The 15958-nt window shown below is 54.8% G+C and carries 10 protein-coding genes and 1 pseudogene; 7 read left to right on the forward strand and 4 right to left on the reverse strand.

Going from position 1 to position 15958, the window contains the following annotated elements:
- Positions 1 to 11 precede the first annotated feature (11 nt).
- Complete coding sequence (locus tag FDX22_RS18810; protein ID WP_146717611.1) at positions 12 to 1082, forward strand: YncE family protein; 1071 nt, start codon at positions 12 to 14, stop codon at positions 1080 to 1082.
- An 84-nt stretch (positions 1083 to 1166) separates the two neighbouring features.
- Positions 1167 to 3176: pseudogene (locus tag FDX22_RS18815) on the forward strand (TonB-dependent receptor domain-containing protein).
- Between the two features lie 163 nt (positions 3177 to 3339).
- Here FDX22_RS18815 and FDX22_RS18820 read toward each other — a convergent pair.
- From FDX22_RS18820 to tamA, 3 genes are read right to left on the reverse strand one after another with little or no spacing between them, the layout of a single operon-like run.
- On the reverse strand, positions 3340 to 3684 hold the full coding sequence (locus FDX22_RS18820) for a gamma-glutamylcyclotransferase (RefSeq protein ID WP_096758538.1): 345 nt from the start codon (positions 3682 to 3684) through the stop codon (positions 3340 to 3342).
- Positions 3685 to 3686: 2 nt separating this feature from the next.
- A complete protein-coding gene (gene tamB / locus FDX22_RS18825) occupies positions 3687 to 7463 on the reverse strand; it encodes an autotransporter assembly complex protein TamB (protein WP_146717612.1) in 3777 nt (1258 codons plus the stop codon).
- Positions 7460 to 9193: an autotransporter assembly complex protein TamA gene (tamA, locus tag FDX22_RS18830; protein ID WP_146717613.1), complete on the reverse strand. Its 1734-nt coding sequence runs from the start codon at positions 9191 to 9193 to the stop codon at positions 7460 to 7462. The genes tamB and tamA overlap by 4 nt, the downstream gene beginning before the upstream one ends.
- 212 nt (positions 9194 to 9405) lie before the next feature.
- On the opposite strand from tamA, the gene msrA reads away from it, so the two are divergent.
- Complete coding sequence (gene msrA, locus FDX22_RS18835; protein ID WP_115259592.1) at positions 9406 to 10044, forward strand: peptide-methionine (S)-S-oxide reductase MsrA; 639 nt, start codon at positions 9406 to 9408, stop codon at positions 10042 to 10044.
- Between the two features lie 47 nt (positions 10045 to 10091).
- Here msrA and FDX22_RS18840 read toward each other — a convergent pair whose 3' ends face one another.
- Positions 10092 to 11144, reverse strand: a complete 1053-nt coding sequence (locus FDX22_RS18840; protein WP_146717614.1) for a LacI family DNA-binding transcriptional regulator — start codon at positions 11142 to 11144, stop codon at positions 10092 to 10094.
- Positions 11145 to 11333: 189 nt separating this feature from the next.
- On the opposite strand from FDX22_RS18840, the gene FDX22_RS18845 reads away from it, so the two are divergent.
- The 4 genes from FDX22_RS18845 to FDX22_RS18860 are packed head-to-tail and all read left to right on the forward strand — an operon-like array spanning position 11334 to position 15786.
- The gene (locus FDX22_RS18845; protein ID WP_096758543.1) at positions 11334 to 12494 is read left to right on the forward strand and encodes a Gfo/Idh/MocA family protein; all 1161 of its coding nucleotides are present in this window, start codon (positions 11334 to 11336) and stop codon (positions 12492 to 12494) included.
- A gap of 10 nt (positions 12495 to 12504) precedes the next feature.
- Positions 12505 to 13686, forward strand: coding sequence for a Gfo/Idh/MocA family protein (locus tag FDX22_RS18850; protein WP_146717615.1), 1182 nt, complete (start codon positions 12505 to 12507; stop codon positions 13684 to 13686).
- On the forward strand, positions 13686 to 14753 hold the full coding sequence (locus tag FDX22_RS18855) for a Gfo/Idh/MocA family protein (protein WP_137363254.1): 1068 nt from the start codon (positions 13686 to 13688) through the stop codon (positions 14751 to 14753). Before FDX22_RS18850 ends, FDX22_RS18855 begins: the two co-directional genes overlap by 1 nt.
- Before the next feature lie 10 nt (positions 14754 to 14763).
- Complete coding sequence (locus FDX22_RS18860) at positions 14764 to 15786, forward strand: Gfo/Idh/MocA family protein (protein ID WP_146717616.1); 1023 nt, start codon at positions 14764 to 14766, stop codon at positions 15784 to 15786.
- Positions 15787 to 15958: the final 172 nt, after the last annotated feature.

Consider the following 15958-nt stretch of genomic DNA (forward strand, 5'->3'; position numbering starts at 1 on the left):
AATAAACGTCAATGAACCTCCACACTGTGAAGTCCCTGAAACACTATTCCGCCGTGGCCCTCGCCACAACATTGTTATTTACCAGCCTGCCCTGCGTGGCAGAGATGCTGTCTGAGAAAGATTTCCTGACCCGCGACGTCGGTAACGGGGTGTATGAGTTGGCGGTTGATGGCCAGCAGAAGGCGCTTTTTGCCGCCTCTTCACCGTCGTTTGATAAAGACAAAACCCGCGGGGTTATCTACAAACTCGATCTGGAGAAACTCACCACCACCGAAGTCATCGAAACCAGCCGCCGGGCGTTTGCTACCGCGCTGGATGAAGAAAATCAGGTGCTGTATGTCGGTAATACGCTGGAAGGTTCGGTGACGATTATCGATACCCGCAGCGGTAAAGAACGGGCGATACTGCAACTGAGCGATACCAGCAACCCGAAGGAAATCATCCATACGCGTGAAATGGTGCTGGATAAGCAACATCACCGCCTGTACGTTTCCGGCGTGGCTGAAAAAGGCGTTATCTGGGTGGTGGATACGCAAAAGCGTGAAAAAATAGCCACCCTTGAAAATATGGGCGAATACCCGACCGGCATGGCGATTGATGCTACAAACGATCGTCTGTACGTGGTGAACGGCAGAAACGAGCTGATTACGCTGGATACCACCCGCCACAAAATAATTAACCGTTTTTCCGTTGAACCCGCTAAAAAGCATTTCTTCCTGAATATCGCCCTTGATAGCAAAAATAATCGCGCGTTCCTGACCGATCCTGATTTAGCCGATGTTCTGGTTGTCGATATTCATACCGGAAAAGTCATTGCCCCAATCAAAGTCATTAATTCACTGGCCGTTCTCTATAACGAGACGCGTCAGGAAGTTTATATTACACACCGCAATGCCAAGCAGGTCAGCATTGTCGATAGCAACACCTATCAGGTAAAACACAGCATTGAAACCAATGCGTTACCTAACAGCCTGGCGCTTTCACCGGACGCTAACACCTTGTATGTCAGCGTAAAACAGCCGGAAAAAATGATTGGCGTCAAGCCCGACTACGTGCTGAAAATCGATTTATCTCAATACTAATAATCAAAAACTATTTTGCACCTTGTCGCCATGTTGCGCGGCAAGGTGTCGCTTTTATTTTTTACTTTTCAGGTGTCTTATATTATGAAAACGCGTCAACTTATTACGCTGACAGGGATCGTTGCATTCTCAGGCGGGGTTATTTTTCCCGCGCAGGCCGAAGAATTAACGGAAACCTCACGCAATAGCGAAGATGAAATGGTGATTACGGCGTCCGGTTTCTCGCAGCAAAAGCGTGAAGCCCCGGCGACTATTTCAGTTATCGATCGTAAAACGCTGGATATTCAGCCGGACCGCAACGTGGGGGAAGCCATTAAAAATATTCCCGGCGTCTCGGTGTCGAACAGCAGCGGCATGAATGCTGGCAGCATTATGATCCGCGGCATGGACCCGTCCTATACCGCCTTCATGGTGAACAGCGTCAAACAAAATACCGGCCAGTCACGCCCCTATGGGCACGACATAGGCACCGAAGCCAACTTCTTACCGCCAATGGAAGCCATTGAGCGCATCGAGGTTATTCGTGGGCCGATGTCATCATTGTACGGTTCCGATGCCATCGGCGGCGTGGTTAACGTCATCACCAAAAAACCTTATGGGGCGAAAGACTGGACGACGGCAATTGCCGCGAATACCTGGCTTCAGGAACACCAGTATCTCGGCAATACCAGTCAAATGAATCTTTTCACCATGGGGCCAATTATTCCCGATGTTCTCGGCTTAAGCGTGGCTGCCGACTGGCTCGACCGTCGCGACGACGATCGGAATAATTACTTCGGCAAACATAACCGCAAATCCGTGGATATGACGCTGGGTCTGGCCGCCAGCGAAAATAACCTCTTCGATCTCAACGTTGTCACCGGCGAGCAGGAAAAAAACCGCACCCAGAAACGTGGTGCGCCGTGGTCATGGTTATATGATCGTAACGCCGCCACCCTGACCCATACCGGCTGGTATGCCGACGATACGATCGCGACAACTAACTACATTAACTACGAAAAAGGCCGCTCAAAATACGTTTATGACGGGCAGTCACCGCAGTATGTGCAGATGGAAAACTACGTCGCCAATTCACAAACCACCTTCACGCTCGACACCCATAAGCTGACCGTCGGGGCGAACTTCACCCGCGAAGAGTTAAACGACCGGTTTGATGTCGCCAACAAAACGCTGCCAGGCTCGGAGCCTGTTACCAAAATCAGCCGCAACGGTTGGGCGTTGTTCGTGGAAGACGGTTGGAGCATCAACGATTTCATCCTGACGACCTCCGCGCGTATGGATCAGGACGATAACTTTGGTACGCACATTACGCCGAAAATGTACGGCAACTGGGCATTCAACGATGCCTGGGCGCTGAAAGGTGGCGTCTCCGCCGGGTATAAAAAGCCGGAACTGCGAGCCACCTCCAGTAACTTCGTCACCCCTTACGGTTCAACCGTGCCCTATCCCTTCCTGACGGTCGGCAATGACGACTTAAAACCGGAGAAAAGCGTTAACTCTGAGCTGGGTCTGTACTAGACGGGCGATGTGTTGTCGCTCGATGGCACCGTGTTCTATACGCAATTCAAAGACAAGATTGCGGAACAAACCATTTGTGAAACCACGGCGACCAACCAGTGCTCAGTCAATGGCTACAACGCCGACTCGGTGAGTAAATACTTTAACGTCAGCGAAGCCGATGTGTACGGCGTCGAGCTCAACGCCGACTGGCAAATTAGCACCGACTTCAAAGCCAATGCCAACTACACCTACAACCACAGCGAGCAGAAAAGCGGCGTCAACAAAGGCTACGCACTGAACGATTACCCACGCCATATGGCGAACCTTTCACTGAACTGGACGGCGACGCAAAGCCTCGACGTGTGGAGTACGGTGAACTACCGCAGCAGCAACCGCAACAGCGGTAATAACAACAAGTACGATGATTACACGATGGTGGATGTGGGCGTACGCTACCAGTTGAATAAGCACACACAGCTGATGGCGGGGGTCTACAACGTGCTGGATGAGGATCCGAAACTCACGACCGCATGGAGTGAGTCCGCTCAGGTGGAAGGACGCCGCTATAACCTTGGCGCGCGCGTGGAGTTCTAAATCCTAAAAAACAACGCCACCCGAGGGTGGCGTGTTATACCTGTCGTCTTTCAAACTGCCTCTGCGTTGGCTTTCCTCGCTTACCCCAGTCACGTACTGATGTACGTGACTGGGGATTCCTGCGTCGCCGCCTTGATGCAACTCGAAATCCATCAGGTATATGTTAGTACTTGTCGCGGTCTAACCAGTTACCGCTTTCTATCAGCGTTAACCCATCTACCGGACGTTGATATACATACATCCATGCACTTCCGTAAGGCGTCTGAATTAACTGGCGTGCGTACTCTCCGCCGCGCGAGCGCAGCGCATCAAGCTCTGCCAGCGTGGCGTTATCAATACGATAAACTTCCCCGTGTACCGTTCCGTTTCCCGGAACCGCGCCTGGATAGTGGCCCAGACTGTACAACTGGTAGTTATCGATGCTGAAATTACCCAGCAACTGGGCGTTGGTCATCCAGTGGCTGTTACCTTGCTTGGTACGTAAACTACCATAAACAAATATTCGCATTGCTAAAACTCGAACTGATAGAGCAAATCAAGTGCCTGATCAACGCCAGACACAGCTTCCAGATATAGCTTAGGCATCAGACGATAACGTAGCGTGAGTGTCGCTAAAGAGTCAAATATACCCACACCATATTTCACCTGCAGACCTGGCAGTACATATCCGCTGACAACCACCTGAGATGAATCGCCCACCCCTTGCGTGTCCAGCGCCAGATTGCTTACGCCAAACGTCTCCCCGATTTTACCCACAATCTGACCACTTTGTGCAACCCCTAAGCCAATAAGCATAGACGTCATTGCCGCACTATCGCTCTGTTCGCTGTCCAATCCTTGCCCGCGCAGCAGGTAAGAGAGCGCCATTTGCTGCGACATCGCCGGGTCGGAGAAGATTTCCGCTTTCGGTTCATCTGCCGTACCCGTTACGCGAACACCGGCGATCACGTCGTCTTCGGTGGCATCCGGGTTACGAATAGCCTCGATATTGAGCAACGGCTGATCCGGTGGACCGGAGAACAACAGCTCACCTTTACGTACAATCAAATCCTGACCATACGCATGGAAGCGGCCGCTTGGGATATTAATCTGCCCATTGAGGCCCAGCCCCTGCTTATCCTGTGCCACTTTGAGATCGCCCGTCAAACGTGCTTTCAGACCAAAGGCATCGATGCGCACGTTGTTGCCGACGTGGATGTTCAGGTTGCTGTTGATCGGGATCCCGGCGCTCTGCGGTTTCTCCGGCTGTAGATTGTCATTGAGCATCACCATATCACTGGAAACACCGACTGCGCTTTCCGGCAGGTCGTGCACCACAATACGCGCCCACGGCACATCAACATTGCCGTTCAGAGTAAACAGGTTCGGTGTGGCTTCAAATTCCACATCCGGCGAGACATCCAGGCGCACCATTGGCGGCACGGTGATACGCACCCGGCTGCCTTTGGCCGCAATGCGCGCTCGCCAGTTGTCTAGCTGACTCCAGTCGGCGTCACCGCTCAGGTTTATCTCTCCCTGCTGCGTGCGCACCACGCCCGCAATTGTCGAACGGGTCCCGGTGAAGTTAACGGCCAACTGGCTGGGTTGCATGTCGAACGGCATAAAGTTGCCGTCAACATCCAGGCCGCTCAGCTGCAACTGGCCGAGCAATTGTGGACTTTGCAGGTCACCTCCGAGGCGCAGGTTGGCGTTTAGCATCCCGGCGGCTTTTTCGCCGCGCGAGAAGATAGGGTTCACCATCGCCAGATTGAAATTGCGGATATTGACGTTCCCGCCCAGATTGCGTCGTCCTTGCGGGTCACTTATCTGCACCTGACCGTCAAACTGGCCGTTATTGGTCAGGCGGATCAGCCAGCCCAGTTCGGCACGGTTGTTGTGCAGGTCGGCGGTGAGATTCAGCGTGTCAAACGCCACCGGCAGCGGGGCATCGTTGACGCTTTGTGTCACCTTCACATTACGTCCATTCAGCGTCACCTGCCCCTGCGGCAGTCCTTCTTTGGTGGTGTCCCAGCTCACATCGGCCTTGCCTGTGAACACGCCGCTGGCCTGGGTGGCATCCGGCATAAACGGTTTCAGCATCGCCAGATCGAAACGGTTAAGGTTCACCACTGCGCGACCTTCCGCTCCGGCATCTATCGTCTGCGGTACGCACAGTTCCGCATTTGGGTTGTTCCAGCAGTGCGGCCCGATGCTGATTTTCTGTTCCTGATTGCGGTAATCCAGCGCAATGGCGCGGTTCAGCGACCACGGGCCTACCGGGGTCTGGAAGCGGGTATTGCTTAATTCCCCTTTCCAGCGCTGCTCTTTGCGATCAAAACTCCCGGCCAGATCAAGCTGTCCCGAGACCGGCTCGCCCTGAATACGTAGCTGCAGCTCATGCTGCTTTTCGCTTCCTTTGGCGTTCAGCGTAACCAGATTGATGTTCACATCAGGTTGCACAATCCGCTCAACGCGCACGTTGAGCTTACCGGCAATCTGCTCCGCTGATTTCACATCGCCTTCAACACGCACCTGAGCCACGGACAGTTCCTGCCAGCGCAGGCCACGGGCGGTGATATCCGCCAGCAGTTCCGGCGCCTCTACCGTACCACGCACCTTGACCTGCCCCTTCGCCGTGCCGCCCAGCCCCGGCAGCGCGTTATCCAGGCTTGGGGCATCAATTGTCGCGTCGAGATTGAGATCTTTGACGCCCAGCTCACCTTTCACCTCAGCGCTGTTGCGCCCCAGTTCCAGATGCAGGCCGGGGATGGTCCACTGCAGGTAGCTGTTACCCTTCAGCGAGCCGTTCACATTGACCTTGTTCTGCTTCACGTTACCGCTCAGCTTCAGCTCTGGCACCTCCATCTGCCAGCTTCCGCCGTACAGGCTACCGCGGGTTTTGATCACACCATTCAGTTTCGAGGGCCATTCCGGCACCTCTTTCGCCGTATTGATGCCGTCCAGCGTCAGCTCCCCGCGCCAGCTAATGGCTTGCTGCCAGTCCACCAGCGCTTTCAGCTCGGTTTTACCTTCCAGCGCGGCAACGCTAAGTTTGTCGAGATTGATCTGCTGCTCATTGCCTTTGGCATCCAGCGTGATGGTCGCCGGAGGAATATCCTGGCCTTTCACGGCGGCATGCATCGAGAGCGTATAGTCGGTCATCTTGCCGGTCAGTTTGAGCTTGATGTCATCGGCCTGGAACTGCTTATCGCCGGTAAATGGCCAGTAAACCTGCTTACTCACCACCTCCAGATTGAGCGGTAATCCCGCTTCCGCCAGACGTGTCTGTGCACGCAGATCCATGTCCACCGGACCAGACAGATTGACACCCACTTCCAGCTGGTCACGCAGCGCGCCGCCAACCTTCAGCTTCACCTTCTCGCCTTTTAACGGTTCGATGTTCAGCGTGCTGTTGAGGGTAATATCAACCGGCCATTTGTCGGTCAGTTGCGCCGTACCGCTGGCCTTCACTGCCCCCTGGCTGGAGTCGATATCCAGCGCGTCGAGCTTCATGTTGCCGTCAATGCTGCTCACCTTCAGCAGCATGCTGTGCACCGTTAAATCCGTATCACCAGTGACGCGCAACTGCTCACCGCGAAATTCTTCGATATTAAGATTCAGCGGCAGATGAACGTCGGTCATTTCCGGCAAAACAGGTTTTGAGAACAGATCTTTCAGCGTTTCGCCCAGCGGTTTTTCATCCGGCTGCGGGTTTTGGATCTTCGGTTCCACCACCTCTTCCTGCGCCACGTCCACCACTTTTGGCAGGGCGATTAACAGCCCCTGCAATGACGTAGGTTTCAGGGTCAGCGTTTTTTCCTGCCAGTTCAGTCCGGAGGTAAAATCCAGCACCGACACCGTGGTGTCATCGATTTTGATATTGATGTTGTTAAGCGCCACGCGGGAAAGCGTGATCGGGTAAGGCGTGGAGAGGTTTAGCGGGCCACTGTCTTCTTCCTCAACCGGCGCAGAAGGCGGCATCTTTTTGCTGTCGATCGCCACGTTGATGTCTTTCAGCGATAGATCGTTGACGCACAGGCTGCTGTCCCACAGGCAGTTAAGACCAACGGCCAGATGCACTTCACCGGCATTCACCGCCACACCAGGTTGGTCGTAGCGAATATTTTTAAGCGACAGATCCCGCCAGCCGCCGGTGACCTGGCCAATCTCCAGCCCTGGAACCCAACGATTAGCGGCCTTGAAAACCAAATGCAGGCCCGAGGTCGTGCCGACGAGGAACGCCACGGAGCCCAACAACAGCAGGATAACAATCAATACGCCGAGGCTTATCTTCTTCCATAAACTCATAATTCAGGCCCCAGACCGATGTAAAACTGTAAACCATGTTCATCTTTGTCGCCGATCGGCGCAGCTAAATCGAGCTTGATCGGCCCGACCGGAGACTGCCAACGAACGCCAACCCCGGCACCGGTTTTGAAATCGCTTCGGCGGATATCGCTCACCGCTTCACCGCTATCCACAAACATCGCCCCCCACCATTTACCGGTTACGTTGTACTGGTATTCCAGCGATCCGGTCGCCAGCTTGGAGGCCCCTTTCAGCTTGCCGTCACTCCCTTCAGGCGAAATAGATTTGTATTTATAGCCGCGAATACTGCGATCGCCCCCGGCGAAGAAACGCAGGTCCGGCGGGACTTTGTCGAAATCGCCGGTTTCAATCCAGCCGAGGTTGCCACGCATCACAAAGCGATGGCTGTCGTACAGCGTACGGATCCAGACGTTTTGCGCCTGAAAGACGGAGAAGTCGACGTCAGAGCCCCAGGCGGTATTGGAGTAATCAATGGAATAGCGCTGGGAATCGCCCCAGACGGGCATCAGGCCGCCGCGCGAGCGCGTCCGGCTGATCATCACGCCCGGATACAGCAGCATCGTGGTGTTGGTGACGTTACCCTGAGTAAAGTGGTCAAGACTCCAGCGCAGGTTGATCGCACGCTGCCAGCCGCTGGAGAGGTCCCAGTAGCGGGAGACGGCAAGCGTTGTTGAGTCCTGCTCGGTGTCGTTTAAATCGGTACGTTTAAAGCCCCCCTGCACCAGGTAATACTGCTCCAGCGGGTTCTTTAACAGCGGCATTTTATAGCTGAAATCCAGGACCTGCTCCGGCGCAGAGATACTGGCACTGGTGGTCAGGCTATGGCCGTAGGAGTTCATCCACGGCTTTTTCCACGTGGTTTTTAACCGTGGCCCGACGTCGGTTGAATAGCCCACCCCGGTTTCAATGGTGTTTTCCGTGCGTGGTGAGACCACGCCTTTCAGCGGTAACACTTTGGTTTCGCGGGCTTTGTCGAACTCTGGTGCCACAACGACAGAATTAAACCAGCCGGTTGCTGAGAGACGGCGGTTCAGCTCCGCCAGGTCCTTGGATTCGTACTCTTTGCCCTCTTTGAACGGCACCAGGTTTTGCAGGTACTCATCGCGAATTTGCGAACCTTCAAAGGTGACATGACCAAAGCGATAGCGCTCACCGCTGTTGTAATCGATATCCCAGAACGCCTGGCGACGATCGAGCGCAATCCCCAGCTGGCTTTTATTAAATTCACTGTCAAAGTAGCCTTTGCGCAGCGCCACGCTGGTTAATGACTTTTTGAAGCTGTCATAGTCTCCTTGATTGAGCACCGTGCCGATTGCCGGACGCGTTTTCAGCAGATCCAGGTAATCGCTATCGGTGCGCGCCCCGCCGCGTAAAACAACGTCGGTGCCACCAATAAGTACCGGCTCTCCGGGCGTCACTTTAGCGATTAATACCTGACGTCCCTTCGCCGGCGGCGGACGCAGTTCAAAATCAATGGTCGGCTCAAAATAGCCCAGCGCTTTTAACCCTTCGCGAATAGCGTCATCAACGCGCGCACGAAAACGTCGGTCCGGTGTGACTTCATCACTTTGAATCGTGGACAACTGCGCACGGACGTTTTTCTCCAGCGGTCCCGATAATCCTTCGACCTGTAAGCGAACATTTGCGGCGACGGCCGGGCCGCTTAAGAACAGCAACCCCACCCAACACAACTGACGGATATGTGGCACATTTTCTCCTGAATATCCTTTTTTCCCACCCCTGGAAAAAAATACTCTGCCGTTCCTCGGCTTAACAAAAAATCAACAATAAGAGTTGAAAAACAGACGGCAACCCAAATATTTCTTATGTTTAACTCTAGACGTATTCACGCCAGTTATTGTGGGCAAAGACGCGTCTTGTTACAACCTTAACCCAAATGACTGATTTCGGGAGAACGGCCATGAGTTTATTTGATAAAAAGCATCTTGTTTCTCAAGCAGATGCTCTACCTGGACGCAACACCCCGATGCCCGTGGCAACGCTGCATGCGGTGAACCAACATTCGATGACCCACGTACCCGAAGGGATGGAAATCGCCCTGTTCGCGATGGGCTGTTTCTGGGGCGTGGAGCGTTTGTTCTGGTCTTTACCCGGCGTTTACAGCACGGCTGCCGGGTATACCGGCGGCTACACGCCTAACCCAACCTATCGGGAAGTCTGTTCTGGCGAAACGGGCCATGCCGAAGCGGTGCGTATCGTTTATGACCCGCATGTTATCAGCTACGAGCAACTGCTGCAGGTGTTCTGGGAAAATCACGACCCGGCGCAGGGCATGCGTCAGGGCAATGACCAGGGCACGCAGTATCGTTCGGCCATTTATCCGCTCACGCCGGAGCAAAAGAGTGCAGCAGATGCCAGCCTCGCGCGTTTTCAGGCGGCGATGACCGCTGCGGGCGATGACCGCCACATCACGACAGAGATTAATACCGCCACGCCGTTCTATTATGCCGAGGACGATCACCAACAATATCTGCATAAAAACCCTTATGGATATTGTGGTATTGGCGGCATTGGCGTGTGCCTGCCGCCGCAGAACTAATCTGCTGCTGCCCGATGGCGCTACGTTTATCGGGCCTGTCGGGTCAACTATTGCTCCCGCGCCAGCGCGGCATGGCGCGTGGCATTGGCGACGGTTCCCCTTTCCGTCACTTTGCCCTTGAGCAGCAGATTAAACACCGGCGCAGCCGGGCGATTGAGGCGGTTTTGCAGCAAATGCACCGCTTCTACGCCTAATGCCCGACAGGGAATGGTAATGCTGGTGACCGCAGAAACCACATGGCCATCCAGTTCTTTGACGTCCGTGGTCATCAGCGAGATATCATCGGGAATGCGTACCCCCAACGCTTCCAGCACGCGACGAACGCCGCTGGACATTGACGCCCCGGCACAGAAAATCACTTCCGGCCACTCACTCTGTGGCAGTTCACGTAGCCGGTCGCTAATCGCCTGTATCGCCTCTGGTTCAGAAAATCCTTCCGTCACCAACAGATCGCGTCGGGCATCAAACGGCACCTGATACTGCCGATAGATCTCCTTTATGCCTTCCAGACGCCAGTACAGGGTTTCACGTCGCAGGCTGGTGACGTGGAGAATGCGCCGATGCCCCTGCTCAAAAAGATACTGCACTGCCTGGTTGCCAATCGATCGGTGATCGGGCGAGACCGCGTCCAATACCCCTTCTTTATCCTGTGAGTTGATCAGCACGCAGGGTTTTCCCAGCGACTGCGCCAGCTTATGCACGGTGGGGTCATCAATGCCGATGAGAATAATGGCGTTGATATTCTTACTGTTGGCCTTTTGCAGAAAGAGCTTGATGTCGGCTCGCTGCTCATCTAACCCGCAGTAGCTCAGATAGACATCATGCGGCGCAATAGCTTCAGCAATGCCGCGCGTCACTTCGAGGTAAAACACATCACCCTGCGCAATGAATGTGCGCTGTGGAGCGAAGACCACAATCCCGTTGATCAGCAGCCGCCCGCAGGCCAGCGTATCAAGCACCCCTAGCTGGCGCGCGCATTTCACGATGGCTTCCCGAGCTTTATCGCTGGTACAGGACTTCCCGCTCAATACCCTCGACACGGTACTCACGGAGAACCCGGTTAAGGCAGCGATTTCATCCATTTTTAGCTTGCCTGACATTCTGTGACCTCGCTCGCAATCTATTTTTGCAAGTTTTTGCAAACCTAGTTCATTGACTCTAAAACACTTTTTTAATATCTGTGCGAACTTCTTCCTCATCCTGCAACCGCTCTCACAAAATCACATTGTCGATATTCCAGGCGTTTCTTATGGTCCGCTTATCCCTTATTTCTGATGAAAAGGCCTGACATGAAAAAATTACGCTTTGGCATTATTGGCGTGGGAAATATTGGCACCGTCCACGCCCGCTATCTGCTGGCTGGGACCGTAAAGGACGCCTGCCTGACGGCGGTCTGCGATAATAACGCCGACAAGCATGCCGCTATTCGCCAGTTGGTAGGCGATGCGGTTGCACTGTTTATCAGCGCTGAGGAGATGCTGAACAGTGGGCTTGTCGACGCGGTTATCGTCGCTACGCCGCACTATGCGCATCCGGGTTTATCGATGATGGCGATGCGTCTTGGCATTCATACGTTGTGCGAAAAACCTGCCGGGGTCTGTACCGCGCAGGTCCACGAGATGAACACCTGCGCCCGAGAATGCGATGTGGTGTTCGGCATGATGTACAACCAGCGCCCGAACCCGCTGTATCAGAAGGTGAAAGATCTGATCGACAGCGGCGAGCTGGGCGAATTGCGCCGCTCCAACTGGATAATCACCAACTGGTATCGCTCACAGAGTTACTACAACTCCGGCGGCTGGCGCGCGACATGGAAAGGCGAAGGCGGCGGCGTGCTGCTCAATCAGGACCCGCACCAGCTTGATTTGTGGCAATGGCTGGTCGGTATGCCCATACGCTTGCGCGCGTTTTGCCAGTTTGGCAAACACCGCCAGATTGAAGTAGAAGATGAGGTCACCGCCTACGCGGAATACGCCAACGGTGCAACCGGCGTGTTCATCACCACCGTCGCCGAAACCCCCGGCACCAATCGCCTCGAGATCGTCGGCGATCGTGGAAAAGTGGTGGTGGAAGAAGGTCGCCTGCGCTTCTGGCGACTGCGTGAATCCGAAACCGACTTCAACGCCCGCTGGCAAAACGGCTTTGGCGAGCCGGAGTGCTGGGAAGTGACTATCCCTACCGCACCAGAATGCAGTGAGCATCATGTCATCACCGCCAATTTCACCGCCGCGGTCCTGCACGGCGAACCGCTCATCGCCCCTGGTCTGGAAGGCATTCGCGGCCTGACGCTGTCCAACGCCATGCATCTCTCTACCTGGACCGATGACTGGGTTGAGTTACCGATTGACGAGCAGCGCTATGCCCGGTTGTTGCAGGCGCGTATCGACTCATCGGTCGAGAAAACCACCGCCAGCCGCACGCTGGACGCCTCCGCAAGCTGGCAGCGTTAAGGGGATGACCATGCTGAATATTGCCATTGTCGGCACCGGAAACATCTCCCATAACCACATTCAAAGCTATTTACAGTTTGCGGATCGCTGCCGGATCGTCGCGCTGGTCGACATCTGGCCGGAAAAAGCCGAAGAGAAGAAAACGCGCTACGGCCTAAGCGAAGCACGGGTCTACAACAGCCATCAGGCCATGCTGGACGCGGGTATTAATGTGGACGTTGTCGACGTCTGTACTCCGCCGTACGTCCACGCCGACATCAGCATTGATGCTCTGCACGCGGGCAAACACGTGCTGTGCGAAAAACCGATGGCCGCCTCGCTCGCAGAGTGTGATGCGATGATTGCCGCGCAGAAAGCCAGCGGAAAAATGTTATCGGTCATCGCACAAAACCGCTTTACCGATGCCTTCTGGCGCTTAAAAGCCGCCGTTGATTCCGGCCTTGCGGGCAAAATTTGCCACGCACAGGTGGACTCGTTCTGGTGGCGCGGGCATTGCTATTACGATCTGTGGTGGCGTGGCACCTGGCAGAAAGAAGGCGGCGGCTGCACGCTGAATCATGCGGTACACCACATCGATGCAATTCAGTGGATGCTCGGCTTCCCGAGCGAAGTGGTAGCGATGATGAGCAATGTCGCCCATGACAACGCGGAAGTGGAAGATCTCAGTGCGGCCATTTTCAAATATTCAGACGGGGCGCTGGCTCAGCTCACCGCATCCGTTGTGCATCATGGTGAAGATCAGAAAATCGTTATTCAGGGCGAAAAGGCGCGGATCTCCGCCCCGTGGAAGGTGTATGCCAGCCAGTCGGCGGATAACGGCTTTCCACAAGCGGACAATCATCGCGAACTGGAAGAGCAACTGGACGCGCTGTTTCATGCCACGCCTGCGCTTCAATGGACGCTGCATAGCGGACAAATCGACAACCTGCTCAGCGCCATCGAACAACAGACGCCCCCACTGGTCGACGGGGAACAGGGTAAACGTTCGCTGGAGCTGATTACCGCTATCTACAAATCCGCCATTACCCGCACGGTGGTAACGCTGCCCATCCCCAGCCACGACGATTTTTATCGTACCGGCGGCCTGATGGCAAAAGCCCCGCATTTTTATGAGAAATCCGCCTCCGTGAGCAATTTCACGGAAGTCGGTGCTATCCCTCTGGGTAAAGACTTAGATTCAGGAGCAGAGTAATGAACAAGACAGATGGAATGAACTACGCCCCGACCGGCAAACCACAGCCGGTGGTAAAACCTGGTGAGTTTGTGATTGCCGCTGCCACGCTCGACCACGGTCATATCTACGGGATGTGCAACGGGCTGATCGAAGCCGGAGCCACCCTGAAGTGGGTGTACGACCCGGACCCGGCGAAAGTGGAGAAATTCCTGCAACAGTACCCGCAGGCGCAGGTGGCTGACTCACTGGAGACCATTCTCAACGACCGCGATGTCAGACTGGTCGCCGGGGCGGCAATCCCCTCTGAACGCTGCCCACTGGGACTAAAGGTGATGGCAGCGGGTAAAGATTATTTCACCGACAAAGCACCGCTGACTACTCTCGAACAGCTGGAAGACGCCAAAGCCATGGTGGCCAGGACCGGGCGCAAGTACGCGGTTTACTACAGCGAGCGCCTGCACGTTGAAAGCGCAGTTTTTGCGGGCGTTCTGGTCAAGCGGGGGGCAATTGGCCGGGTGATCCAGACCCTGGGCACCGGCCCGCATCGTGAAGGCAGCGGACGTCCGGACTGGTTCTACGATCGACGCTATTTCGGCGGCATTCTGTGTGATATCGGCAGCCATCAGATTGAGCAGTTCCTGTTTTACACCGACAACCTCGAGGCGCGTGTGGTCGCAAGCCAGGTGCGCAACGTCAATCATCCGCAGTATCCACAGTTTGAAGACTTTGGCGATGCGATGCTGGCGGGCGAGAACGGCGCAACGGGCTATTTCCGCTGCGACTGGTTCACGCCGGACGGCCTCAGCACCTGGGGGGACGGACGCCTGACGCTGCTGGGCACTGAGGGCTATATCGAGATCCGCAAGTATGTCGATATTACCCAAGGTGAACAGGATGTGGTGTATCTGGTTAATAAAGAGGGGGAATTCCGCTATCCGGTCGCCGGTAAGGTAGGGTTCCCGTTCTTCGGCGAGTTTATTCTCGACTGCCTGAACCGTACCGAAAACGCCATGACCCAGGCCCATGCGTTTAAAGCCGCCGAGCTGTGCGTGAAGGCGCAAATGCTCGCCAATGCGCATGCATAATGGGGGCAGCATGAAAACGTTAAATGCCGCCATTATTGGTGCCGGTGCCATCCACCGTAGTCACGTCAACGCCCTACGGCTCTTGCCGGGGGTGACGCTACGCGCGCTGGTCGACACCGACAGCGTCAACGGGCTACAGCAGGCGATGACCTATAACTGCCGCTTTTATCCCAATTACCGGGAAATGCTGCTGGATAACGACATTGACGTCGTGCATATCTGTACGCCGCATTTTGAGCATAAAAATATGATTCTCGCCGCCCTTGCTGCCGGGAAGCATGTGTTTTGCGAAAAACCGGTAGGCATGAATGGAGGGGAAGTTGCCGACATCGCTGACGCCGCAGCCTCGGCGCCGGGACTACTGGGCGTGTGTTACCAAAACCGACTGAATCCCACCAGCCTACGCATACGCGATGAACTGGCGAAAAATACGCTTGGCAAAATGCTCAGCATGAAAGCCGTGCTGACCTGGTCACGCTCCGGGGCGTACTACAGCGACAGTCCGTGGCGCGGGCGTTTTGCCCGCGAAGGCGGCAGTTTGCTGATTAATCAGGCCATTCATACTCTCGATCTGATGCAGTGGTTCGCCGGGGGCGTCACACGCTTAAAAGGCGTGGTGGATAGCAGCGAACTGGCAGCGGTGACGGAAGCAGAAGACAGCGCGATGGCAACGCTGCATTTTGCCAACGGTGCACGTGGCCTGTTTTACGCCAGCAACTGCAATACGCTCGATTCGCCGCTGCTGCTGGAGATCCACTGTGAAAACGGCATGCTTCAGCTAACTGACAACGCGCTATGGCGCGTCACAAAGGACCAGCGCCTGAAGCTGGAAAGCGATGGTTCACCAGACGGCAGCGCCAAAAGCTACTGGGGTCTTGGTCACCAACTGGCCATTCGCCAGTTCTATCATGCTATTACCCATCGCGGTCAGACAGAATATATCGATATCCATCAAGCCCAAAAATCGCTGTTGATGGTGGACGCTATTTATCGTTCATCTCTGACGCGACAATGGATAAATATTAATAATTAAAATTCATTAAGCATTCCATAAGTAAATAAATAAGCCGGGTAATACCGGCATACAGATACCCTATACACAAAATCATTCAAGATGCTTTAAGGCGGCAAGTCTGGTAACGCCCAGGCGCTTACATAAGTAAGTGACTGGGGTGAGCAGGCGTAGCCAACAAAGAGGCTGCTTG

This window comes from Citrobacter sp. TBCS-14, from assembly GCF_005280805.1.
GTDB lineage: Bacteria > Pseudomonadota > Gammaproteobacteria > Enterobacterales > Enterobacteriaceae > Citrobacter > Citrobacter gillenii.

Coding starts and splice junctions, on each gene's coding strand:
- FDX22_RS18860 (WP_146717616.1), top strand. CDS start 14,764: ATGAAAACGTTAAATGCCGCCATTATTGGTGCCGGTGCCATCCACCGT.
- FDX22_RS18820 (WP_096758538.1), bottom strand. CDS start 3,684: ATGCGAATATTTGTTTATGGTAGTTTACGTACCAAGCAAGGTAACAGC.
- FDX22_RS18855 (WP_137363254.1), top strand. CDS start 13,686: ATGAACAAGACAGATGGAATGAACTACGCCCCGACCGGCAAACCACAG.
- FDX22_RS18840 (WP_146717614.1), bottom strand. CDS start 11,144: ATGTCAGGCAAGCTAAAAATGGATGAAATCGCTGCCTTAACCGGGTTC.
- FDX22_RS18810 (WP_146717611.1), top strand. CDS start 12: ATGAACCTCCACACTGTGAAGTCCCTGAAACACTATTCCGCCGTGGCC.
- msrA (WP_115259592.1), top strand. CDS start 9,406: ATGAGTTTATTTGATAAAAAGCATCTTGTTTCTCAAGCAGATGCTCTA.
- FDX22_RS18850 (WP_146717615.1), top strand. CDS start 12,505: ATGCTGAATATTGCCATTGTCGGCACCGGAAACATCTCCCATAACCAC.
- FDX22_RS18845 (WP_096758543.1), top strand. CDS start 11,334: ATGAAAAAATTACGCTTTGGCATTATTGGCGTGGGAAATATTGGCACC.
- tamB (WP_146717612.1), bottom strand. CDS start 7,463: ATGAGTTTATGGAAGAAGATAAGCCTCGGCGTATTGATTGTTATCCTG.